The organism is Kitasatospora sp. NPDC101447, assembly GCF_044767225.1.
Classification (GTDB): Bacteria; Actinomycetota; Actinomycetes; order Streptomycetales; family Streptomycetaceae; genus Kitasatospora.
In genome coordinates this window covers 28753-51851 of the sequence record NZ_JBIWNL010000035.1, presented here as the reverse complement: position 1 = coordinate 51851, position 23099 = coordinate 28753, and the positions used below count along the sequence as shown (strand labels likewise).

General features: G+C 74.2%; 15 protein-coding genes. 8 read left to right on the top strand and 7 right to left on the bottom strand.

What is annotated here, in order from left to right:
* Positions 1-138: 138 nt before the first annotated feature.
* On the bottom strand, positions 139-1533 hold the full coding sequence (locus ACIRST_RS33625; RefSeq protein WP_402807158.1) for a discoidin domain-containing protein: 1395 nt from the start codon (positions 1531-1533) through the stop codon (positions 139-141).
* Positions 1534-2121: 588 nt separating this feature from the next.
* Here ACIRST_RS33625 and ACIRST_RS33620 point away from each other — a divergent pair.
* The 3 genes from ACIRST_RS33620 to ACIRST_RS33610 all read left to right on the top strand — a co-directional run bounded on the left by ACIRST_RS33620 (position 2122) and on the right by ACIRST_RS33610 (position 8531).
* Positions 2122-3390 carry an ATP-grasp domain-containing protein gene (locus tag ACIRST_RS33620; RefSeq protein WP_350525856.1) on the top strand — a complete coding sequence of 423 codons (1269 nt, stop codon included), beginning with the start codon at positions 2122-2124 and terminating at the stop codon, positions 3388-3390.
* A 1-nt stretch (position 3391) separates the two neighbouring features.
* Positions 3392-4624, top strand: coding sequence for an MDR family MFS transporter (locus ACIRST_RS33615; protein WP_402807154.1), 1233 nt, complete (start codon positions 3392-3394; stop codon positions 4622-4624).
* 682 nt (positions 4625-5306) lie between these two features.
* Entirely contained in the window at positions 5307-8531 is a 3225-nt protein-coding gene (locus tag ACIRST_RS33610; RefSeq protein WP_402807151.1) for a BTAD domain-containing putative transcriptional regulator, read from the top strand.
* 61 nt (positions 8532-8592) lie between these two features.
* Here ACIRST_RS33610 and ACIRST_RS33605 read toward each other — a convergent pair whose 3' ends face one another.
* Positions 8593-9957 (bottom strand): aspartate aminotransferase family protein, encoded by a 1365-nt coding sequence (locus ACIRST_RS33605; RefSeq protein WP_402807148.1) that lies wholly within the window; start codon positions 9955-9957, stop codon positions 8593-8595.
* A gap of 211 nt (positions 9958-10168) precedes the next feature.
* Here ACIRST_RS33605 and ACIRST_RS33600 point away from each other — a divergent pair, with 211 nt between their 5' ends.
* Both ACIRST_RS33600 and ACIRST_RS33595 read left to right on the top strand, forming a co-directional pair.
* Positions 10169-11353: an LLM class flavin-dependent oxidoreductase gene (locus ACIRST_RS33600; protein WP_030554721.1), complete on the top strand. Its 1185-nt coding sequence runs from the start codon at positions 10169-10171 to the stop codon at positions 11351-11353.
* Between the two features lie 164 nt (positions 11354-11517).
* Positions 11518-12555 carry an alpha/beta fold hydrolase gene (locus ACIRST_RS33595; RefSeq protein ID WP_402807144.1) on the top strand — a complete coding sequence of 346 codons (1038 nt, stop codon included), beginning with the start codon at positions 11518-11520 and terminating at the stop codon, positions 12553-12555.
* A gap of 142 nt (positions 12556-12697) precedes the next feature.
* Here the strand turns inward: ACIRST_RS33595 and argJ are convergent, their stop codons facing one another.
* From argJ to ACIRST_RS33570, 5 genes are all read right to left on the bottom strand, one after another.
* Positions 12698-13879 (bottom strand): bifunctional glutamate N-acetyltransferase/amino-acid acetyltransferase ArgJ, encoded by a 1182-nt coding sequence (gene argJ / locus ACIRST_RS33590; RefSeq protein WP_030554724.1) that lies wholly within the window; start codon positions 13877-13879, stop codon positions 12698-12700.
* Between the two features lie 233 nt (positions 13880-14112).
* Positions 14113-15087 carry a clavaminate synthase Cs1 gene (gene cs1 / locus ACIRST_RS33585; RefSeq protein WP_402807141.1) on the bottom strand — a complete coding sequence of 325 codons (975 nt, stop codon included), beginning with the start codon at positions 15085-15087 and terminating at the stop codon, positions 14113-14115.
* A complete protein-coding gene (speB, locus tag ACIRST_RS33580) occupies positions 15084-16034 on the bottom strand; it encodes an agmatinase (RefSeq protein ID WP_350525849.1) in 951 nt (316 codons plus the stop codon). Before speB ends, cs1 begins: the two co-directional genes overlap by 4 nt.
* A 113-nt stretch (positions 16035-16147) precedes the next feature.
* Positions 16148-17719, bottom strand: a complete 1572-nt coding sequence (locus tag ACIRST_RS33575) for an asparagine synthase-related protein (RefSeq protein ID WP_402807138.1) — start codon at positions 17717-17719, stop codon at positions 16148-16150.
* Between the two features lie 2 nt (positions 17720-17721).
* Complete coding sequence (locus ACIRST_RS33570; RefSeq protein ID WP_402807135.1) at positions 17722-19437, bottom strand: thiamine pyrophosphate-binding protein; 1716 nt, start codon at positions 19435-19437, stop codon at positions 17722-17724.
* A 561-nt stretch (positions 19438-19998) separates the two neighbouring features.
* Here ACIRST_RS33570 and ACIRST_RS33565 point away from each other — a divergent pair.
* The 3 genes from ACIRST_RS33565 to ACIRST_RS33555 all read left to right on the top strand — a co-directional run bounded on the left by ACIRST_RS33565 (position 19999) and on the right by ACIRST_RS33555 (position 22941).
* The gene (locus ACIRST_RS33565) at positions 19999-20946 is read left to right on the top strand and encodes an aldo/keto reductase (RefSeq protein WP_402807132.1); all 948 of its coding nucleotides are present in this window, start codon (positions 19999-20001) and stop codon (positions 20944-20946) included.
* 205 nt (positions 20947-21151) lie between these two features.
* Positions 21152-21607 carry a nuclear transport factor 2 family protein gene (locus ACIRST_RS33560; protein ID WP_402807129.1) on the top strand — a complete coding sequence of 152 codons (456 nt, stop codon included), beginning with the start codon at positions 21152-21154 and terminating at the stop codon, positions 21605-21607.
* 29 nt (positions 21608-21636) lie between these two features.
* A complete protein-coding gene (locus ACIRST_RS33555; RefSeq protein ID WP_402807126.1) occupies positions 21637-22941 on the top strand; it encodes a serine hydroxymethyltransferase in 1305 nt (434 codons plus the stop codon).
* Positions 22942-23099: the final 158 nt, after the last annotated feature.

Here is a 23099-nt window from a genome sequence, read left to right as displayed (position 1 = left end):
CGTCCCCCCCCCCCCCCCCCCCCCCCCCCCCCCCCCCCCCCGCCCCCCCCCCCCCCCCGCCCCCCCCCCCCCCCCCCCCCCCGGGGGGGGCGCCCCCCCCCGCGTCCGGACGACGGCCCGTGGTGGCCAGGTACATCATCAGTGGCAGCTGTAGGTCGGGCTGGTGTCCTTGGCCTTGCCGTCCGTCCCGACGAAGCTCCAGCCGTACCCGGAGTCGGTGAGGTCCAGCTTCAGCACGCCGTAGTCGCCGCTGATCCGCTTCTGGCTGTTCGGCTGGACCTGCTCGATCGGGTACGGCTCGGCGCCGCCCATCCCGCCGACGATCTCGACGATCCCGTCGGCGGTGGCCTTCCCGTCAGGGTCCTGCGGGGCGAACCGCTCGTAGTGGTGGTCGTGCCCGTTGAGCACCAGGTCCGCCCGGGCGTCGTAGAGGATCCGCCACACCGGCCGGGAGACCGGGTCGTTGCCGTGCCCGCCGGAGGAGTACAGCGGGTGGTGCCAGTAGGCGGCGACGCACTTGCGGGTGTTGGCCGCGAGGTCGGCCTTGAGCCAGTCGATCTGGGCGCTCTGGTCGAAGGCGTTGGAGTCGAGGGCGACGAAGTGCCAGTTCCCCTCGTCGAAGCTGTACCAGCTCGTGCCCTGCGGGTAGGCGATGCTGCCGAAGTACGCCTTGTACCCGGAGAGCGAGCCGGCCGGGTCGTAGGTCTCGTGGTTGCCGGGGACGGGGTGGGTCTTCGCCTTGAACGCGCCCCAGCTCTTGTCGTAGTAGGCGCGGAAGTCCGACAGCCGGGCGTCGTCGTACTGGTTGTCACCCATCGTCAGATAGAACTTCGGGTCGATCTTCCGGGCGAGGGCGGCGGTCTTCGGGTGCGCGCAGGCGCTGTCCGAGGCGGTGCACTGCGCCGCGATGTCACCGGCCGCGACGACGGTGAACGCCCCGCCCGGGGCGGTCGCGGTCGGCGACGGCGTGGCGGTCGGCGACGGCGTGGCGGTCGGCGAGGGTGTGGCGGTCGGCGAGGGCGTGGTGTCCGTGACCCCGTAGACCTCCATCTCGAACAGCGAGTACCCGTAGGACGTGCCGCGGGCCGTGCCGTACATCCGGACGTACCGGCCCTTGCCGGTCAGCCCGGTCCAGTCGTCCGTGCCGCCGTTGCCGGCCTTCTCCTCGGCGACGGTGATCCAGGTCGCCCCGTCCGCCGACACCTCCAGCCGGTACGCCTTCGCGTACGCGGCCTCCCAGGAGAGCTTGATCCGCGAGACGGTGGCGTTCACCCCGAGGTCGACCCGCAGCCACTGCGGGTCCTTCCCCTCCGCGCTCGCCCACCGGGTACCGGTGTTCCCGTCGAACGCCTTGCCCGCCGTGTAGGACGAGCTCTCCGTGGACGAGGCCGTGGCGGCCTTGCCCTGCGAGAGCAGCGGATCGGCCGCCGCTCCCGCCCGCCCGGACAAGCCGAGCAACACTCCGCCGACCAGCACGAGCACCGCGGCGAACACTCCGATGTGAACAGGCCTTACCGAGACTTGGGGACGCATCCCTGAACTCCCTGACCTCGAACGACGGCGAGAGCTGGACTCCGGCGGGGCCCGCACGCGATCCCCGCCGGTCGAGCGGTGGTTCCCTCACCACTGCGGCGGCCGGGTCAGAGCTCTCGCTGAGCGCGTCACGCCCCGGTCGAGGGGGCGCCGCGCCGAGCCGCCGCCGAGAGCCTAGTGAAAAGTAAAGTTTCCTGACAATAGTCCGGGCATGCCGAAATCCCGCGGATCGACGGGCACCGGCCTACGGGCGCCCCGGGGCGACCACCCGAAAAATACCCCCTGGGGCATTTTGGGACAGAAGCACGACGCGCGGACCGCGCACCAGGAACGGAGCACGACACGGACTCACGACCGAGGACGCGCAGGAGCCCATGCCCGGGCCCGACGCCCCACAGCGTGCCGTGGCCCGGATCCTGGTGGCGGGCGTCAAACCGTTTGCAAGGATCCGCCAAGAGCGCCAGGAAAGGCTGGTCGGGTTCCGCGCGGCCGCCCGGACGCGGCCCGCGACCCGGGCCGTCGAGCGGCCGTGGCGGGAGCCCGGTCACCGGGCACCGACACATCCCACACTCTCGTACGGAGATCCCTATGCGGCAGCGTCCGAAACTCGTCCTGGTCGGCCAGTTCTCCGCTCTTCCCTGGGTGTTCGAAGGCGCGGAGCGCGCCGGTGTCGATCTGATCCTGGCGCCCCGGGGCGACGACGACCCCGAGCGGGCCCGCAAGGCCCCCGGGGTGGTCGAACTCCTGCCGCTGGACGTCGACGGGGATCCCGACGCGGCGGTGGCCGCGCTGGCGGAGCGGTTCGCCCGCCAGCCGTTCGACGGGATCATGGCGGGCAACGAGAAGGTCGTCCCCTTCGTCGCCCGGGCCGCGCGGGTGCTCGGGCTGACCGGCCTGACCGAGGAGGCCGCGGCGGTCGTCCGGGACAAGCGCAGCATGCGCCGGCTGCTCGCCGCCGCCGGTCTGGCCGTGCCCGGGTTCGTCGCCGTCGGCCACCCGGACGACTGGGCGGACGCGGCGGGCCTGCGCTTCCCGGTCGTGGTCAAGCCGGCCGACGGCTACTCCAGCCTGGGCGTGATCCGGGTCGACTCCGCCGGGGAGCTGGAGCGGGCGGTGCGCACCACCTGGGCGCTGTGCGACACCCACCTGGGGTACGACGACGCGGCGGCCGACGGCACCGGGGTGCTGGTCGAGGAGTACCTGGACGGCCCCGAGATCTCCGCCGAGTCGCTGGTGCACAACGGCCGGGTCCGGGTCTGTGCCGTCAGCTACAAGGGGGAGCTGAACGGCCCGTACTTCGAGGAGACCACGCTTCGGGCGCCCGCCCGGCTCCCGGCGGACGTCCTGGCGGCCGTCGAGCGGGAGGTGGTCGGTGCGCACCACGCCTTCGGCGTCACCGAGGGCACCACCCACACCGAGCTGCGTCTGGTCTCGGGCACCCGGCCGGTACTGCTGGAGATGGGGGCGCGGATCGGCGGCGGCGGGTTCATGCACCACCTGGTGCACGTCAGCAGCGGGATCGACCTCGCCGCGGAGGCGGTCCGCATCCACCTCGGCCGGGAGCCCGAGTGCTGGAGCACCGAGCCGGTGGGCACCGGGCACGCGGCGGCATACCTGGTGCCGGTGGGCGGCGGCGGCCGGATCGCCCGGGTGCACGGGCTGGACGAGGTGCGCGAGGAGCCGTGCGTGGACCACGTGGTGCGGACGGTCGGCCCCGGCGCGCTGCTGCGGCCGTACCCGGACTGGTCCGGGTACCCGGCGATCGTGCTGTCGCACCACGCGTCGGACGCCGCGGCGGTGGAGTTCCGCGACCACCTGGCACGGACCCTCAGGGTCGAGTACGACGGGCGGAGCTGAGGTGCCGCTCCGGTCGGCCGGGGCACCGGGGAGGCTGCCGGGGCCGTTCTGGTGGCTCTGGGGCGGAACGCTGGTCACCTCGGCGGGCGGCTTCGTGGTGCCGTTCATGGCGATCTACCTCACCACGGTGCGCGGCTACTCGGTCTTCTTCACCGGCCTGACCCTGACCACGTTCGGGGTGGGCAGCGGGATCGCCTCGCTGTTCGGCGGCATCCTGGCGGACCGGGTGGGGCGGCGGACGGTGCTGCTGGCGAGCGAGGTCCTCACCGTCGCGGGCATGGTGGGGCTGGGCCTGGCCCACAGCCGGGTGCCGGTCCTGCTGTTCACCCTCACGGTGGGGGTCGGCCTGAACGCCACCCGCCCGGCCCGCGCGGCGGCCGTCGCCGACCTGGTGGGCCCGGAGGACCTGCCGCGGGCGTACTCGCTGATCTACTGGGCCACCAACCTGGGCTTCTCGGTGGCCGCCGTGACGGCCGGGCTCGCCGCCTCCCACGGATTCCTGCTGCTGTTCCTGGTCAACGCGGTGGCCAATCTGCTCGCCGGCGTCATGGTGTACCTGCGGGTGCCGGAGACCCGCCCGCCGCCGGAGAGCGCGGGGGTGACGGACGCGGCCGGTGCGCAGCGCCCGCCGCACCGCGCGCCGGGCTTCCCGGTCCTGCTGGGTTCGGTACTGATGCTCGGCCTGATGTTCCAACAGCCCTTGGTGGCACTGCCGTTGACGATGACGGCGGACGGTCTCTCGGCCGCCGACTACGGCGCGGCGATGATGATGAACGGTCTCGTCATCGCGGTGCTCCAGCTCCCGCTGACCCGGCTGGCCGGGCGGCTCCGGCCGGAACACGCGCTGGCTGTGGCGACCCTGGTGACCGGTCTCGGCATGGGCCTGACGGCCGTCGTGCACGGCACCGTCGGGTACGGGGCGACCGTCGTGCTGTGGAGTCTCGGCGAGATCGTCGTCTGGCCGACGTGCATGGCGCTGGTGGCCGCACTGTCGCCCCCCGACCGGCAGGGCGGCTACCAGGGCTGGTTCCTGTCGGTCTGGAGCGTGTCGGTGGCCCTGGCCCCGGTGCTCAGCGCGCGGGTGATCGAGGCGTCCGGCACCACGGCGGTGTGGGGCGCCTGCCTGTGCCTGGCCGTGGTCTGCGCGGGCTGCCACCTGCTGCTGGCCCGGCTGCGCGGGGAGCGCCGGGCCGAGGCCGTCCCCGGCGAGAGGGCAAGCGTCACGCACTCCTGATCCGGCTCCGGCCGCCGCCCCGACCGGTTGCGGGGCCGCGCTTCCGACGGCCTGTCGGCTCCTCCCGTGGACGACCGCGCGGGGGGAGCCGACGCACGCCCACCCGCCGTCACCTTCCGTAGTCGTCCGGAGGGGAACCTCCCGGTCCGACGGCGGGTTTCACCGTCGCCCGATCCGGGGTAGCCTGCCAGCATTCATGATTCACATGACAGTGACATGACCAGCAAAGCGCTGTGCCGTTGCCTCGGACGCAGACGGATCGCGGCTGGTCACACCAAGGGAGGCTCCGCCATCACCACTCCACGCCGTCCGCGCAGCGCCCCGTCCAGACGCCCGGCCTGATTGCGCCCGAGACACACCCGTCGACGGTTCCCGCGCCCTCCCCAGCTCCCCCCAGCACCGCCGAACCGGCAACCGTCGGTGACGGCAGGGAACGGCGACCCCACGGAACCGGCGACTCCCCCGAGGCCCCGCCGTCGATGCCCCCGGACGGCCGGCGCCGCAACATCCCCGGCCATGTTCGGACATGACCCGAATCACGCCGTGCCCCGGCTCACCCCGGCGGTCACGGCGGGTGCACCAGCTGTCTTGCCTGACGGGATGTGATGAGATGAGCCGAGTCGACAACGCCGCTTCCGATCTCGTGTTACGGAGCCCCGCACCGATCAGGGTGCTGGGACAGATGTCCGTGCTGGCCGGCCGACGGGCACTCGACCTGGGCCCGCCGCGTCAACGGGCCCTGCTGGCCCTACTGTTGATCAACGCGGGCCGGGTGGTGTCGGTCTCCGGGATCGTCAGCGCCATCTGGGGCTCCTCACCGCCGCAGGCCGTCGTCGGCACCCTCCAGTCGTACGTCTCCCGGCTTCGCAAGGCGATCGACGGCCACTCGCCCGTCCCCTCCAAGGACAGGCTGCTGGCCCTGCGGTACCAGGCCCCCGGCTACGTCCTGGAGGTCGACCGGGACTGCATCGACGCCAGCCGGTTCCAGTCCGCCGTCGAGGCCGGGCGCGCGCAGTTCGCCCATGGGGACCTGGCCGCGGCCCGCGGCACCGTCGACGAGGCGCTCGGCCTCTGGCACGGCACCCCGTACGGGGAACTGGCCGCCTACGACTTCGCCCAACTGGAGTCCGCCCGGCTCGAACAGCTGCGCCTGGTCGGCCTGCAGACCTGGGCCGACGCCAGCCTCGGCCTGGCCCGGTACGACGAGGTGGTGCGCGAACTCGACGACGAGGTCCGGCGCAACCCGATGCTGGAACGGCTGGGCTGCCAGCTCATGCTGGCGCAGTACCACTGCGGCCAGCCCGCCGAGGCACTGCTGACCTTCGAACGGATCCGGGCCCACCTCGCCGAGGAACTGGGCGCCGACACCAGCAAGGAACTCCAGGAGCTGCACGGCGCGATCCTGCGTCAGGACCTCGTGCACGCGGGCGGTCCGCCCGCCTCCCCGGCCGGCCTGCGCCCCCGCCTCACCCTGGTCGCCGACGTCGACGCGCTGCGCCCGCCCACCCCGGGCCCGGCGGTCCCGGGCCCCGCCCCGGCGCTCACCCCCGCCCCCGCCGCCGTGCCCCAACCGCCGCGCCCCGCACCGGCGTCGGCCCCCTCCCCCACCCCGGCGGCAGTCTCCCCGGCCGTCGCACCAGCCGCCCCGCCCGCCGGACGCCTGATCGGCCGCACCCGGGAACTGGCCACCCTGCGGGCACTCACCGCACCCGGACGCCGCGGCCGCACCGTCCTGGTGATCGGCGAACAGGGCGTCGGCAAGACCCGGCTGCTCCAGGAACTGGCCGGCGGACTGCCGGCCGCCGGACTGGACGCCGTGTGGGCGCACTGCGCCGCCGGCCCCGAACTCCCCGAGTACTGGCTGTGGACCCGGGTCGTCCGCAAGCTCCGCCGCACCAGGGCCGCCGAACTGGCCACCCTGCCCGAGCCCGTCCTGGACACCCTCGGCATGCTGCGCCCGGACCGCGCGCCGGGCCCCGCGGGCACCGAGGCGCCGCTCTCCCCCGCCCGGCACCTCGCCTTCCAGGACGCCGCCTGCCAGGCCCTGCTGACCGCCGCCCGCCGCCCGCTGGTGCTCTTCCTGGAGGACCTGCACCTCGCCGACACCGGCACCCTGGCCCTCCTCCAACTGCTCACCAAGGAGCTCGGCGACAGCGACCTGCTGGTGGTCGCGACCGTCCGGGAGCACCGGCTCGCCCAGCGCCCCGAACTCGGCGGAGCGGTCGCCGACCTGCTCCAGGAGGTCGCCGCCGAGTACCTGCACCTCGACGCGCTCTCGCTCGCCGAGACCAGGGCCCTGATCAACCGCACCGGGGGCGAGCCGCCCACCTGGGACCTGGTGTCGGCCGCCCACCGCGCCACCGGCGGCAACCCCTACCTGCTCACCAAGCTGCGGCCGACCGCCACCGCCGTGACCGGCCCCGCCGAACCGGCCGCCCCGCTCTCCTTCGACCTGCGGCTGGTGCTGGGCGCCCGCCTGGCCGAGTGCCCGGAGGGCGTCATCCGGGTACTGCAGACCTGCGCGGTGATCGGCCCGGCCGTGGACCGCCGGCTGCTCACCGACGTCCTCACCGGACTGGGCGAGCCACCGGGCCTGGTCCACGACGCGCTGCACAGCGGGCTGCTGCGCCCCGACCCGGTCGCCCCGCACGGCTTCCGGTTCGCGCAGGGGCTGGTGCGGGACATGCTGCTCGCCGACCTCGACCCGGTCCACCGCGCCCGGCTGCACCACCGGGTGGCGGTCGCGCTGGCCGACCGCGCCGTCGGCAGCGCCCGCACCGACTGCGCCGAGACCATCGGCTACCACTGCGGCCGGGCGGCGCAGGAACTCGACCTGCGCGAGGCGGTGCAGCCCCTGGTCGGCATGGGCGACCTCGCCGAGCGCCGGCGGCTGCACTCCGAGGCGCACGCCTGGCTGTCGCAGGCCATCGACGTACTGCGCGGCCAGCCCCGGAACCGGTCCGTCGCGGCCGAGCTGGAACTGCAGAAGCGGGTCGTGTGGCTGCTGTCGATGACCCTCGGCTACGGGTCCCCGGCGGTCACCGACGCCTGCACCCGGGTCGAGGTGCTGCAGAAGACCCTCGACAACAGCCGGCCCACCGCGCTGTTGGCCTCCCGGGTCATCATGCACCTGGCCGGCGGCGACCTGCCCCGGGTGTCCGGGATCGTCGCGCTGCTGGACGAGTCGGCCGAGCACGGCGGCGGGACCGAGGCCCGGACGGCCGCCTGCTACGGCAAGGGCGTGCTGTGGTTCACCGCCGACCGGCTGGAGGAGGCCGTCGCCGAACTGGAACGCGGGCTCCCGCTGGTCGACGCGCAGGGCGCGGAGGAGCGGCCGGACCGGTTCATGGGCCTGTCCCGCAGCGACCCCAGGATCAACTACCGCGTCCACCTGGCCGTCAGCCACGTCCTGCTCGGCGACACCGCCGCCGCCGAGCGCTACCGCGAGGAGCTGCTGCAGCTCTCCGAGTCGGACAGCTGCGACCGGCCGTGGGACCGCACCTTCGCCCTCTACGCCGACGCCCTGCTGGCCGTCCTCGACGGGGACGTGGAACGGGCCTGGCAGGCCTCCACCGCCGGGGTCGACCTCACCGTCCGCTGCCAGCTGGGCCACTGGCAGAACATGCTGTCCGTGCTGCTCGGCTGGGCCGAGGTGCGCCGCGGCCGACCCGGCGTCGGACTGCGGCGGATGCGCTGGGCCCTGGACACCGCGGCCCGCTCCGGCACGGTCTTCCGGCGGGCGCTGCACCTGGGGCTGCTCGCCGAGGCGGAGCAGCACGCCGGACAGCCGGACCTGGCCCGCGCGACGGCGCGGACCATGGCCGACGAGATCGAGCTGCGCGGCGAGCACGTGCTGCGGCGGCCGCAGTGGCCGTTCGCGGCCCTGCTCGCCGGGGCGGCGCGGTAGCCCGGGGCGGCGGCACGGCGGCGCTGCCGTGCCGCGGCCCCGGGCCCGGCCCGCCGACGGGTCAGCGCACGTGGCCGTCGGGGCCGACCCGCGAGAGCACCGAGCGCAGGCCGTCGACGAGCAGGTCCGCGTCCTGCCGGGTGAACACCAGCGGCGGGTTGATCACCAGCGCGTACGGGTTGGTCCGCAGGATGATGCCCGCCTGCTCGCGCAGCGCGTCCGCCACCTCGGTGGTGCCCTGCGGCAGCGGCCGCCGGGCCTCCTTGTCCGAGGTCAGCTCGACGGCCAGCATCAGCCCGACCCCGCGGACCTCCGCCACCACGGGCAGGTCCAGCAACCGCGTCAGCCCGTCCTTCAGGTGTGCGCCGACGGCGGCCGCGTTGGCTGCCAGCCCCTCGCGCTCGATGATGTCCAGGTTGGCCAGGGCGACCGCGCATGCGGTCGGGTGCCCGGTGTAGGTGTAGCCCACCGGAAAGCCCTGCTCGCCGGTCACGGTGTCGGCGACCTCGTCGGAGACCAGCACCGCCCCGTGCGGGAGGTACCCCGAGGTGAGGCCCTTGGCGGTGACCAGGATGTCGGGCACCACCCCGACGTGCTCGGCGGCGAACCAGTGCCCGGTGCGGCCGTACCCGGTGACCACCTCGTCCAGGATCAGCAGGATGCCGTAGGAGCGCAGCAGTTCCGCGACCCGCGGCCAGTAGTCGGCCGGCGGGACGACCGCGCCGATGCCGCCCATCACCGGCTCGCCGATCATCGCGGCGATCCGCTCCGGCCCGATCCGCTCGATCGACTCCCGCAGTTCGGCCAGGCAGAACTCGGTGACGTCGGCGCCGGAGAACAGCTCCCGGCGGTAGGGGTGCGGCGGCGTCAGGAAGTGCACGTCCGGCATGCTGGGGCCGAACCCGGTGTGGTAGACCGGGAATCCGGACACGCCGCCGCTGCCGTAGCCGATGCCGTGGTAGCCCATCGTGCGGGCCAGGATCCAGGTGCGCTGCGGCTCGCCGCGCCGGTGGTGGTGGAGGCGGGCCATCCGCAGCGCGATCTCGTTGCCCTCCGCGCCGCCGCTGGTGAAGTACGTCCGGCGCAGCCCTCCCGGGGCCAACCCGGCGAGCCGGGTGGCGAGTTCCACCGCCCGGTCGTTGGTCACGGTGCCCCAGGTGTGGAAGTACTCCAGCCGGGTCATCTGCTCGGCGGCGGCCCGGGCGAGCTCGGCGCGGCCGTGGCCCACCTGGGTCACGCCGAGGACGGCGGAGGCGTCCAGGTACTCGCGGCCGGCCGCGTCGGTGACCCGGCAGCCCGAGCCGGAGACCAGGACGGTGCGGTCGGTCCGGTGCGCCGGCAGCGTGGGGTGGATGAGCGTCGCGCGGTCCGCGGCCGCGAGCCCCGTGCCGGTCGCACCGGGGGCGGTGGCTGTTGCTGGGTTCAAGGCGAGCTCCTAAGGATCGGGTGAGGCCCGCCACCACGCTGTCAGCGACCCCTTGGCGTCCGCTGGACGTCCCGCTCCGCGCCGCCGCCCGGCCATTCCGGACCGGCGGAGGCGGCGCGTCAAACGATTCGCAAGAGCCGGGTGCCACCGTCGACCGCACCCTCCTCCGCTTCCAGCCGTGGCGTCGCCGCACGGCACGAAAGGACGACCCGTGAAGTCCATCCTCTTCTACCTGCCGACGGTCGGCAGCCACGACCAGGTGCTCAAGGGCATGTCCGGGGTGAACCGGCAGAACTACCGGAACATGCTCTGGCAGCTCACCGAGCAGGCCCGGGCGGCCGACGAACTCGGCTACTGGGGGCTCTCGTTCACCGAGCACCACTTCCACGTCGAGGGCTTCGAGGTGTCCAACAACCCGATCATGCTGGGCCTGTACCTGGCCATGCAGACCAAGGAGATCAGGGTCGGCCAGATGGCCAACGTGCTGCCCTTCCACAACCCCCTGCGGCTCGCCGAGGACCTGGCGATGCTCGACCACATGACCCGGGGCCGGACCTTCGTCGGGATCGCGCGCGGCTTCCAGAAGCGGTGGGCCGAGATCATGGGCCAGCCGTTCGGGGTCGGCGGGACGCTCTCCGACGCCGGCGCCAACGACCGGCGCAACCGGGCGCTGTTCGAGGAGCACTGGGAGATCCTCAAGAAGGCGTGGACCACCGAGACCTTCTCGCACAGCGGCGCCCAGTGGACGATCCCGCCCAAGGGCCTGGAGTTCCCCTACGACGCCGTCCGCAGCTTCGGCCGCGGCCTCGACGAGAACGGCGTGGTGCAGGAGGTCGGCATCGCCCCGAAGCCCTACCAGCACCCGCACCCGCCGGTGTTCCAGCCGTTCAGCTTCAGCGAGGACACCTTCCGGTTCTGTGCCCGCGAGGGCGTGGTGCCGATCCTGATGAACACCGACGACCGGATCGTGAGCCGGCTGATGGACCTCTACCGGGAGGAGGCCGCGGCCGCCGGGCACGGCGAGCTGCGGCGCGGCGAGCGGATCGGGGTGATGAAGGACGTGCTGGTGGCCAGGGACGCCGACGAGGCCCACCACTGGGCGGCCCGCGGCGGCGGCTTCGTCTTCGAGAACTGGTTCGGCCCGATGGGCTTCACCGAGAGCCTGCGCCGGGTCGGCGAGACCGGCCCGATCGGCGCGGACTACCGGACCCTGGTCGAGCGCGGCCTCGAATGGGTCGGCACCCCCGACGACATCAACCGCAAGATCGAGAAGCTGGTGACCCAGCACGACCCCGAGTACCTGCTGCAGTGCCAGTACTCCGGCCTGATCCCGCACGACGTGCAGATGCGCAGCCTGGAGCTCTGGGCGACGGAGATCGCGCCCAACTGGCTGTGAGACCGGCGGGGCGGCCCGGCACCCCGCCGCGGCACGGTCCCGTCCCGGCACGGCACGTCCCGGCACGTCCGGGTACGTCCGGGCACGTCACGTCCTGGCACGTCATGCACGACACCGACCGACCGTCCGGCCCCCGCGGGCCGCTCATCACGGAGGAGAAGCCGGTGGACCACCGCGTCTTCACACTGGACAGCCTCCCGCTGGCCGACGGGGGGACCCTGCCCTCGGCCGGGATCGCCTACGCCGTCCACGGGACGCTCGACGCCGACGGCCGCAACGCCGTCCTGTGCCCGTCCTACTTCGGCGGCGACCACACCGCGTACGACTGGCTGATCGGGGAGGGCAGGCCGCTGGACACCCGGCGGTACTGCGTCGTCACCGTCGGCCTGTTCGGCAACGGCGTCTCCAGCTCGCCGAGCAACCACCCGCTGGGGGCGGCCTTCCCCCGGATCAGCCCGCGGGACAACGTCGACGCCCAGTACCGGCTGCTCACCGAGGAGCTGGGGGTGACCGAACTGGCGCTGGTGACCGGCTGGTCGATGGGCGCGGCGCACGCCTACCAGTGGGCGGTGTCGTACCCGCGGATGGTCCGCCGGATCGCCCCGTTCTGCGGGTCCGCGGCGACCAGCGAGCACAACCGGGTCTTCCTGGCGGCGCTGGCCGCCGCGCTGCGCGCCGACGGGAGCGCGGACGGGAGCGCCGACGGGAGCGCGGACGGGGGCGCCGACGGAGGCGCCGACCGGGGCCGGCGGGCGGCGGGCCGGGTCTTCGCCGGGTGGGCGGCCTCGCACCCGTTCTGGGCCCAGGGCGGCTACCGCGAGCTGGGCTTCGCCTCCCGGGAGGAGTACCTCACCGGCTTCTGGGAGGAGTTCTTCGTCGCCGGGCCGTCCACCGAGGACCTGCTGACCATGATCGACACGTGGGCCCGGGCCGACGTCGGGGCGACGCCGGGCTTCGACGGCCGGACGGAGGCCGCACTGGGCTCGGTCACCGCCGAGGCGGTGCTCCTGCCGGGCGCCCGTGATCTGTGCTTCGCGGTGGAGGACGAGGCGAGGGCGGCCGCCCTGATGCCCCGGGCCGCCCTGCGGGTGATCCCGGGCGTGTGGGGCCACCTGGCCGGTGCGGGGGCGACGGCCGCCGACCGGGCGTTCATCGGCGAGGCGATCACCGCCCTGCTGGCGACGCAGCCCGCGGCCGTCTGAGGGCCGCCGGCCCCGTGCACCGCGGCGCCCCCGGGAGGCGGACCTCCCGGGGGCGCTGCCGTGGATGACGGACCGCCGGCGGCCCGGTCACGTCACTCACGTCACCGCAGGTGACGTCGCGCCGCGGGCCGGCCGGGGCGGATCAGGTCGAGTAGTCGGCGTTGAGCCGCACGTAGCCCTCGGTCAGGTCGCAGCCGTAGACGGTGAAGGCACCGGCGGCGATGCCGAGGTCGATCCCGATGACCACCTCGGGGCCCTGCATCTGCTTGGCGACGGCGGCGCGCAGCTCGCCCTCCCCCTCGGCGCCGCGCCCGCTCGGCGGGTAGACCTCGACGTCGCCGAAGCGGATGGTGACCTTCTCCTGGTCGACGTCCGTGTCGTCGGAGCACTTGCCGATCGCCATCGCGACCCGGCCCCAGTTCGGGTCGCCGCCGTGCACGGCGGTCTTCACCAGCGGCGAGTTGACCACGGCCTTGCCGATCCGCTTGGCCTGTGCGGTGTCCCGCGCGCCCGAGACCTGGACCTCGATGAGCTTGCCGGCGCCCTCGCCGTCGCTCGCGATGTCCTTGACCAGGGCGAGCGCCACGTCGTACAGCGCCTGTTCGAAGGCGGCCGGGTCGACGGCGCCGGCCAGGCCGTTGGCGAACAGCGCGGCGGTGTCGCTGGTGGAGGTGTCGGTGTCGATGCTGACCGCGTTGAACGTCCGGTCCATCACCCGGCGGAAGATCCGGTCCTGCTCCTCGGGGTCGAGCAGCGCGTCGGTGGCGAAGAAGGTCAGCAGGGTGGCCATGTCGGGCTCGATCATCCCGACGCCCTTGGCGATGCCGATCACCACGGCGTCGCCGACCCGGGCGCGGGCGGTCTTGGGCCGGGTGTCGGTGGTCATGATGGACCGCGCGGCGCGGTCGAAGCCACCCTCGGGCAGCGGGCCGGTCATCGTCCCGATGTGGTCGAGGATCCCGGCCATCGGGTACTGACGGCCGATCACACCGGTGGAGGCGATCAGCAGTTCGTCCTCGGCGAGGCCGAGCGCCCGCGCCGTGGCGGCGCGGACCTCGCGGGCGTTCGCCTCGCCCTGGGCGCCGGTGGCGACGTTCGCGTTGCGGGCCAGCACGACGACGCCCCGGGCGCTGCGGTCCGCGGCGGCGGCCCGGCTGAGGGTGACGCTGGGGCCGGCGAAGCGGGAACGGGTGAAGACCGCGCTGACCACGGCCGGTCGGGTCGAGACCAGGACGGTGAAGTCGTCCCGCCCGTCGTCACCCAGTCCGACCGGCGCGGTGTGCACCGCGAACCCCCGTGGCTCGTCCGCTGCGATTTCGGTCATGGTCCATCGTCTCCCGAGAGGCCAGGTGCACCGGCGTGCCGACACGCCGGTGCGGTGTCCGGTCGATCCCATCATGTGCGGTCTGTCAGGTCGAGTCGGCGCGGTGCCGACCGGCGATGCCCGGCCAACTCGTCCGCGCCGGGCGGGCGTACGGCCGAAGGGCCCGCAGGCGGCCGACGACGGTCGGTCCTGCGGGCCCTCCGGGCCGAACGGCTGGTCGGGGGCGCGGCGGGTCAGGGGCGCGGGGTGAAGTCGACGACGTCACCGGCCCGTTCGCCGCCCGACAGGGCGCCGCCGCGGTCGGTGCGGATGTAGACCCGGTGCAGCCAGCGGTCCTTGCCGTCCCAGCGCGGGGTGAACGGCGTCCGGGCGTGGGTGGTCCGGAAGTTGTCGATGACCAGGACGTCCCCGGGGACGAGGTGCACCGCCTCCGTGACCTCGTCCAGCGCCTTGGAGAGCGCGGCGACGGCCTCGACGTCCCGGGGGTCCTCGGGCGCGAGCAGTTCGCGGTCGTAGCCGAGGAACGGGTCGGCCGGGTCCCCGTACAGCGGGCGGACGTTGGCGATCGCGCCCGGGTCCTCCACGCCGCCGCGGAAGGACACGTCCACGCAGCAGGGCACCGGCCGGTCGTACAGGTGGGCGCGGAACCGGGCGGGAACCAGCGGCAGCGCGTTGCGGATCGAGCCGACCAGGGTGGCGGCCTTGCGCTCGTGGTCGGCCCGGGAGCAGGCGAGCATCACGTAGTCGGGCTGCTGCACGTGGTACGCCATCTCGGTGTGGAACTCCAGCAGCGTCTCGGAGGTCTCCGAGGACAGGTGGTGGGCGCCGGGCGACGGGTACACGTCGTGGTAGACGGTGGCGGAGCGCAGCTCCCGGTAGCCGGTGTGCAGGCCGAGCCGGCGCCCGACGATGCCGAGCATGGCCTCCATGAGCAGCAGGGGGCGGTCCGCGGGCGCGGGGGTGCTGCTCGGGGTGGCGGGCAGCGCGTCGTCGGCGTCCACGGGCAGGCCGCGCAGCAGGAGGTAGCCGTCGGTGCTGCCGCGGCTGTTGAAGTCGTCCAGTGCCGCGGCCAGGCCGGCGGGGAGGTCGGCGGCCGCGGCGTGCGCGGTGTCGAGGAAGGCGGGCAGGTCCGCGCGCGGGATCCGCGGCAGCCGGGCGGCGAGCGTCCGCAGGGCGGCCGCGTGCTCGGAGCAGTCCAGGACGGTCACGGGGTGGTCCTCTCTCGGGTGTGGGCGCGGGCGTACTGGTACAGGAGTTCCGCGCCGATTTCGGTGGCCAGGACGGAGGTGATGCCGCCGTGGTCGTAGAGCGGGGAGACCTCCATGACGTCGAAGCCGACGGGTGAGAGGTCGCCGATCCCGCGCAGCAGCGCCAGCACCTCGCGGGAGGTCGGGCCGCCCGGGGCGGGGGTGCCGGTGCCGGGGGCGAAGGCCGGGTCGACCACGTCGACGTCGACGGAGACGTACAGGGGCGCGTCGCCGACGAGTTCGCGTACCAGGCGGGCGGTCGCGGCGGGGCCGCGTTCGCAGAAGTCGTCGGAGGTGACGATCCGCACGCCGTGGCCGCGGGCGTAGTCCAGCGAGTCGGGCTGCGGGTTGTGGCCCCGGATCCCGATCTGGACCATGCGCTGCGGGTCGACGAGCTTCTCCTCGATGGCGTGCCGGAACGGCGTGCCGTGGTGGTACTCGCCGCCGTAGAACGCCGGGTTGGTGTCCGAGTGCGCGTCCAGGTGCAGGACGGCGACCGGCCCGTGCTTGGCGGCGACGGCGCGCAGTGCGGCGAGCGTCAGCGAGTGGTCGCCGCCGAGCATCAGGAAGGCGCCGTTGTCGTCCAGCAGTTCGGTCAGCCGCAGCTGGGCGTGCTCCATGGCGATGTGCATGTTGAACGGGGTGAGGTCGATGTCCCCCGCGTCCACGCAGCTGATCAGGTCGAAGGTGCCGGGCCCGCGGTCGATGCCGACGCCGTGGATGAGCCCGGACTCGTTGCGGATCGCGCGGGGCCCGAAGCGGGCACCGGGGCGGTAGCTGGTGCCGCCGTCGTACGGTGCGCCGATGACCACGACGTCCCGGCCGTGCGGGTCGGGGTCGTGCGGCAGGCGCATGAAGGTGGGGATCTGCGCGTACCGGGGGGAGACCTTGATGTCGATGCGCTCCACGCGGTTCTCGCTCCTCTCTGTCGTGCTGCTGCGGTCGGTCGTGCTGATGCGGTCGGCGCCGGGGGTGCCGCTGGTGCGTCCGGTGGCCCGGCCGGGCCTGCGGCGGGCGGGCGTCACGGGTGGGCCGGCAGTGCGTCGTGCTCCAGGGCGTCGGCGACCAGCTGCACCACGTCGGCGGTGGCCACCTCGTCGGGGTGCCGGCCGTCGACGACGACCCGGTCGAACAGGTGCTGGACGACGAGCTCCTTGGCCCGGTGCACCCGGTCCCCGGGCACCCCGGCGTCGGTCAGCAGCCGGCTGAACGAGCTGGTGGTGCCCGAGCCCTCGTGCACGCCGAGCTTGGGGCGGGTGACGGTCTCGTGCGGGAGCAGGTCCGTCATGGCCTCGCGCAGCACCCACTTGTCCCGGCCGTGGCGCCGCTTGAGCCCGGACTCCAGCGACACCAGCAGGTCCAGCACCTCGCGGTCCCAGAACGGGTGGGTCGACCAGTGCCCGGCGATCCCGGACAGCACCGGCGTCATCTCGTTCAGGCCGTCGAAGGTGGCCATGTCGTGGGCGAGGGCGGTGTCCAGGGCCGGGAGCCGGTTCTCCCGGTGCATGCCGCCGAGCGGGATGTCGGCGCCGTAGCCGGTGAGGATGCGCCGCCCGGGGCCCTCCAGGCGCAGGTACAGGGCGGTCAGCGGCAACAGGTACTCGATGATGTCCGGGTCGAGCGACTCGGCGGCCCAGACCGCGTGCGGGAGCCGGCGCAGCAGGTCGTCGGTGTGGACGGTCAGCTCCCGGTGGGCGGAGCCGAGGTGTTCGGCGACCACCCTGGCCTGCGGGAACTCGTCGGCGAGGTCGGTGCCCATCGACACGGTGTCGACGGGCCCGGTCCGGTGGCGGGCGGTCAGTGCGGCGACGCTGGAGGAGTCGATGCCGCCGGAGAGCACCACCAGCGGGGTGTCCGGGCCGGTGCGGGCGCGGACGGCGCGGTCCAGGGCGAGCCGAACGGCCTCGGTGGCCTCCTGTTCGGCCATGATCCGGCGGGCCGGCGTGGGCGCCCAGGTGCGGTGGTCGGTGCAGTCCGCGGTGGCCACCCCGATCTCCAGGACGGTCCCGGCGGGCACCTGGTGGGTGCCGGGCAGCCGGCGGACCCGGCGCGCGGCCGTGATCCGCCGGCCGACCGGCGCGGTCCGCAGGGCCTTCGCCTCGGTCGCCGCGAGGACGGTCCCGGGGACGGCGCTCACGTACAGCGGCACGGAGCCGGCGTGGTCGGTGGCCAGCAGCACCCGGCCGCCGTCCGCGACCACGGCCGCGAACCGCCCGTTGAGCAGCCGGAACGCGTGCAGGTCGTAGGTGTCGACGAGGGCGAGCAGCAGGTCCGCGTCGGTGACCGGCCCGGCCTGCGCGCCGAGCAGGGTGAGCAGCTCGTCCCGGTTGTAGAGCTCCCCGGCGAGCAGCACCGTGCGGCCCTGTCGGTGGGCGTGGGCGGCGTCGGGTGCGCCGGAGTGCAGCAGGACGGCGTCCAGGCCCGGTCCGCCGGGCCGGGCCCGGAGGACGGCGCGCGGGCCGGCGGAGGCGAACACCGTCCCGGGGGCGGCGGGGTCCGCTCCCCGGGGGGCGGTGAACGCCCCGGGGGACCGGCCGCCGTCGCACTGGACGGCGGCCAGGAACCCGGTGGCGGCGGGCAGTGTCGACGCCATCGTCAGATGCTCAGCGCGCCGAAGCCGCCGGTCGTGAAGTCGTAGTTCACCGGCACCTCGATCAGGAACGGCCGGCCGAGCGCGGCGCCCTTGCGCAGCGCGGCGAGCAGCTCCTCCCGGGTGGTCGCCTTGACGGCCTCCACGCCGTTGGCGCGGGCGAGGTCGACGAAGTCGACGCCGGTGAACTTGACCACCGGGTCGTGCGAGCGGTGGTGGCCGAGGTTCTGGTACAGCTCGATCAGGCCGTTGGTGTCGTTGTTGACGACGACGGTGACGATCGGCAGGTTGAGCCGGGCGACGGTCTCCAGGTCGGCGCTGTTGGAGTGGAAGCCGCCGTCGCCGGCGATCAGGAAGGTGGGCTGCCCGGGGCGGGCGAGCTGGGCGCCCATCGCCGCCGGGATGCCGTAGCCGAAGCTGGAGCAGCCCGCCGAGGTGAGGAAGCCGAACGGCTGGTCCGCGCGGGCGAACAGCACACCGTAGTGCCGGAAGAAGCCGATGTCGGAGACGATCGTGCCCTCGCCCGGCTCGGCGGTCTCCGCCATCACGGTGTTCATCGAGTCGATCACCTGGTGGACGCGCATGCCGTCCTGGTAGCGCTCGGTGTCGGCGAGGAACTCCGCGATCCGCTCGCGCAGCGGGGTGATGTCGTGCGGGGTCTTCGCCGGGACGTCGGCTGTCCGCTCGTCGAGGTGCTGCACGAAGGCGAGCACGTCGGTGACGACGTCGACGTCCGGCCGGTAGACCCGCGGGATCGGGTTGACGGTGGGCGACACCCGCACGGTGGTCTTGGCGCCGCCGCGCTGCCACATCGACGGACGCAGGTCCTCCGCGTAGTCGTAGCCGAGGGTGAGGATGACGTCGGCCGGGCCGAACAGCGTCTCCAGCGCCGGGAACGACAGGATGCCGTCCATGTAGCCGGTGACGGCGCCGTAGTTGAGGGCATGGCCGTGCGGCAGCACTCCCTTGGCGATGTACGTGGTGATGACCGGGATGTTCAGCCGCTCGGCGAGCGCGCGGACGGCCGGGACGGCACCGGAGCGGATCGCGGCGGCCCCGACCACCAGCACCGGGTGCTGCGCCGTCGCGACCAGCTCCGCCGCCTGCTCGGCGGCGTCCTGCCAGCCGTCCTGCACCGCGCCGACCGGCTTGGCGGGGGTCCGGGCGGCGGGGTGGACCACCGTGGTGTCGATGTCGCGGCCGAGCAGGTCGACGGGCAGCGAGATGAAGCTCGGGCCGACCGGCTCGGTCATCGCGGCGGCGACCGCGGAGTCGACCAGGTCGGTGATGTCGTCGGGCCGCTGGAGCTCCACCGCGTACTTGGTCATCGGGCGCATCACCGCGACCGAGTCCAGGCACTGGTGGGTGTCGTTGGGGAAGATGTCGTGCGACTCGGACTGCGCCGCCAGCGCGATCACCGGGGAGCGGTCGAGGACCGAGGTGGCCACCCCGGTGGACAAGTTGGTCATGCCCGGCCCCAGGGTGGCCCAGCAGGCCTGCGGCCGGCCGGAGATCCGGGCCAGGACGTCGGCCGCCACCCCGGCCGTGAACTCGTGGCGGGTCAGCACGAAGTCGACGCCCTCGACCTCGTCGAAGAGGATCGAGGCGGCCTCGCGGCCGACCACGCCGAAGACCGTCTGCACCCCGTGGTCGCGCAGCCGCTGCAGCAGCGCGTGGGCGGTCGTCGGGTTGGTGCTCGGGCTCTTGGACACACGGGACATGGCAGCTCCTCAGGCACGAAGGGGGTATCGGTGGGCGCCGGAGGGCCGGCGCCGGAAGGCGGCGCGCCGCCGGGAACTCGGCCGGCCTGGACGCCGCATCTCGACTCTGCGGCCGGGGGCTTGCAGGCGCATGGACGATCGCCTTGGCGCTGCGGCACCCGCTGCCCGCCGGGCCGGGCGGCGGGTGGTCAGCGAATCGTCAAGCGGCCTGCGGGGCGGCTGTTGTGACGCCCGGGGGACGGCGCTACCGTGCTGGGGTCGGGCCTGCCGCGCGCCGGCGGGGCTCGCGCGCCCACGCCTCGATCGCCCCGATGGCCCCGATGGCCCCGATGGCCCGGGTCGCCCTTGCCGCCCGGGGCCCCCGCCTGTACCCGTGTGTCTCCCCTTCACCGGAGGTCAGCCATGCCGTCAGCCGTGCCCGCGCCCGGTTCCGCCGTCCCGCCACCGGGTTCCTCCGTCCTGCCACCGGGTTCCGCCGTCCCGCCGCCCGGTTCAGCCCTCCCGCCGCCCGCGGGCCCGTCGCCGGCCGGTCTGCCGGCGCGCGACCTGCGCGGTCTACGGGTGTCCGCGCTGGGGCTGGGCTGCCTGCCCACCACCGCGTTCTACGGGCGGCCCGACGAGAAGGAGGCCGTCGCCACGATCCGGGCCGCCCTCGATGCCGGCGTCACACTGCTCGACACCGCCGACGTCCAGGGGCTGGGCGCCGGCGAGGAGTTGCTCGGCCGAGCGCTCGCGGGCCGCCGCGACGAGGTGGTGCTGGCGACCAAGTTCGGCATGGTGCGCTCCCCGGACGGCGCCTTCCGGGGCCTGCGGGGGGACCGGGCCTACGTCCGCGCCGCGTGCGAGCGCTCGCTGCGGCGGCTGGGCGCCGACCACATCGACCTCTACTACCAGCACTGGATCGACCCGGCCGTGCCGGTGGAGGAGACCGCCGACGCGGTGGCCGACCTGGTAGCGGAGGGCAAGGTCCGGCACTTCGGCCTCTCCGAGCCGTCGGCGGCGACCCTCCGGCGGGCCGACGCGGTGTTCCCGGTGACGGCGGTGCAGAGCGAGTGGAGCCTGTGGACCCGCGACCTGGAAGCCGAAGTGCTGCCCGTCTGCCGCGACCTGGGCATCGGCGTGGTCGCCTACGCCCCGCTCGGCCGCGGCTTCCTGACCGGCACGATCCGCACCACCGCCGACCTGGCCTCCGAGGATTTCCGCCGCTCCCAGCCGCGGTTCAGCCCCGAGGGCCTGGCCGGCAACCGGCCGCTGCTGCACCGGTTGCAGCCGGTCGCCGACCGGCTCGGGCTCACCCTCGCCCAGCTGGCCCTGGCCTGGGTGCAGCACCGCGGCCGGGACGTGGTCGCCATCCCGGGCACCGGGCGGCGCACCCACCTCGCGGAGAACCTGGCGGTCGCCGCGGTCGAGCTCACCGAGCAGGACCTCGCCGAGGTGGCCGAGGCGGCGGCCGTACCGGTCCACGGGGCGCGCTACGCACCGAACCTGCTGGCCATGACCGGGAACTGAGCCGCGCCGGGCCCGGTGGAACGGCACTTGAAAAGCGCTGGACGGCCGGACGCCAAGGATGGTCCAAGCAGGCGCTGCCACGGTGGGACCAGGCCGGCGGCGGCCCGCTCGACGGCCGTCACGGGCCGGGCCCGTCCCCCCGGCGGGCGTCCACCCCCCTCGACGGGCACCAGCCCCGCGGGCCCGGACTCACGGAGGACCCTCCATGCCCACGGCAGCCACGGACATGACGGACGAGCAGCGCAAGGCGCTCGTCATCGCCTACCTCAAGGCCTTCGACAACGGCGGCACCGGCCACGACGGCACCCCGGTGCTCGACTTCTTCGCCGAGGACGCCGACTTCTTCTTCCCCAAGTGGGGCCTGGCGCACGGCAAGCCGGAGATCGCGAAGATGTTCGGCGACCTCGGCGGCTCCATCACGTCGGTCCGCCACCACACCTGGGCCTTCACCTGGGTCCTCTCCGGAACGGACCTCCTCGCGGTGGAGGGCACCACGCACGGCGAGCACCGGGACGGCCCCTGGCGGGTCGGGCAGCCCGAGTGGGGCGCCGGCCGGTTCTGCGGCGTCTTCGAGGTCCGCGACCACCTGATCCACCGCGCCTTCATCTACCTGGACCCCGACTACGCCGGCGGGGACACCGCCCGCTACCCCTGGCTCTGAGCCCGGACGCGCCCGCCTCCCCGTACCGCATGCACCGCCGCCTGCACCGCCGCCTGCACCGCGTCAACCGCACCGCCGCGTGCACCGTCCCCCCGGTGCACCGCACCCGCCCACCGCACCGCCCGAGGAGCATGATGGACGTCCTGGCCACCCTGGAACGCAAGCACAGCCTGAACCTGTTCCCGATCGAGAACCGGCTGTCGCCACGAGCCGCCGCGGCGCTGGCCAGCGACGCGGTCAACCGGTACCCGTACTCCGAGACCGACGTGGCCGTCTACGGCGACGTCAGCGACCTGAACGCGGTGTACGACCACTGCGTCTCCCTCACCAAGGAGTTCTACGGCGCCCGGCACGCCTACGTGCAGTTCCTGTCCGGCCTGCACACCATGCACACCGTGCTCACCGCGGTCACACCTCCCGGCGGCCGGGTCATGGTGATCGCCCCGGAGGACGGCGGCCACTACGCCACCGTGACGATCTGCCAGGGCTTCGGCTACCGGGTCGAGTACGTGCCGTTCGACCGGCAGACCCTGGAGATCGACTACACCGCGCTGGCCGAGCGGACGGCCGAACACCCCGCCGACGTCATCTACCTGGACGCGTCCACCGTGCTGCGGATGCCGGACGCCCGGGCGCTGCGCGCCGCCGCCCCCGGCGCGGTGCTCTGCCTGGACGCCTCGCACCTGCTGGGCCTGCTGCCCGCCGCGCCCGGGACCCTCGTGCTGGACGGCGGGTTCGACAGCATCTCCGGCAGCACCCACAAGACCCTGCCCGGCCCGCAGAAGGGCCTGCTGGTCACCAACAGCGACGCCATCGCCGAACAGGTGGGCGCCAGGATCCCGTTCACCGCGTCGAGCTCCCACTCGGCGAGCGTCGGCAGCCTGGCGATCACCCTGGAGGAGCTGCTGCCGCACCGGGGGGACTACGCACGCCAGGTGATCGCCAACGCGCGCGAACTGGCCCGGCAGCTGGCGGCCCGCGGCTTCGACGTGGCAGGCGAGGCGTTCGGCTTCACCGACACCCACCAGGTCTGGGTGCACCACCCCGAGGGCAACACCCCGCACGAGTGGGGCCGGCTGCTCACCGCGACCGACATCCGCACCACCACGGTGGTGCTGCCCAGCACCGCCCGCTCCGGACTGCGGCTCGGCACCCAGGAGTTGACCCGCTGGGGCATGACGGAGGACGACATGACCACGGTGGCCGAGCTGCTCGCCCGGCTGCTGCTGCGCGGCGAGCAGTCCCGGTCGGTGGCCGCCGACGTCCGGGACCTGGCCCGGTCCTTCCCCGGGGTCGCCTTCGCGGACCGGCCCGCACCGCTGGCCGTGGCCTGACGCACCGCACCGGCCGCGGGCACGGGCGGGGTGAGGCGGGGCCGCGGGGGGGGCCCGGGGGGGCCCCCCCCCCCGGCCCCCCGGGGGGGGGGGGGCCCGCGGGCCGGCGCCCGTGCCCCCCCCGGCGGCCCCCCCCCCGCGCCCCCCCGCGGCCGGGG

Coding starts and splice junctions, on each gene's coding strand:
- ACIRST_RS33555 (WP_402807126.1), top strand. CDS start 21,637: ATGCACCGCCGCCTGCACCGCCGCCTGCACCGCGTCAACCGCACCGCC.
- ACIRST_RS33610 (WP_402807151.1), top strand. CDS start 5,307: ATGTCCGTGCTGGCCGGCCGACGGGCACTCGACCTGGGCCCGCCGCGT.
- argJ (WP_030554724.1), bottom strand. CDS start 13,879: ATGACCGAAATCGCAGCGGACGAGCCACGGGGGTTCGCGGTGCACACC.
- ACIRST_RS33570 (WP_402807135.1), bottom strand. CDS start 19,437: ATGTCCCGTGTGTCCAAGAGCCCGAGCACCAACCCGACGACCGCCCAC.
- ACIRST_RS33625 (WP_402807158.1), bottom strand. CDS start 1,533: ATGCGTCCCCAAGTCTCGGTAAGGCCTGTTCACATCGGAGTGTTCGCC.
- ACIRST_RS33575 (WP_402807138.1), bottom strand. CDS start 17,719: ATGGCGTCGACACTGCCCGCCGCCACCGGGTTCCTGGCCGCCGTCCAG.
- ACIRST_RS33560 (WP_402807129.1), top strand. CDS start 21,152: ATGCCCACGGCAGCCACGGACATGACGGACGAGCAGCGCAAGGCGCTC.
- ACIRST_RS33620 (WP_350525856.1), top strand. CDS start 2,122: ATGCGGCAGCGTCCGAAACTCGTCCTGGTCGGCCAGTTCTCCGCTCTT.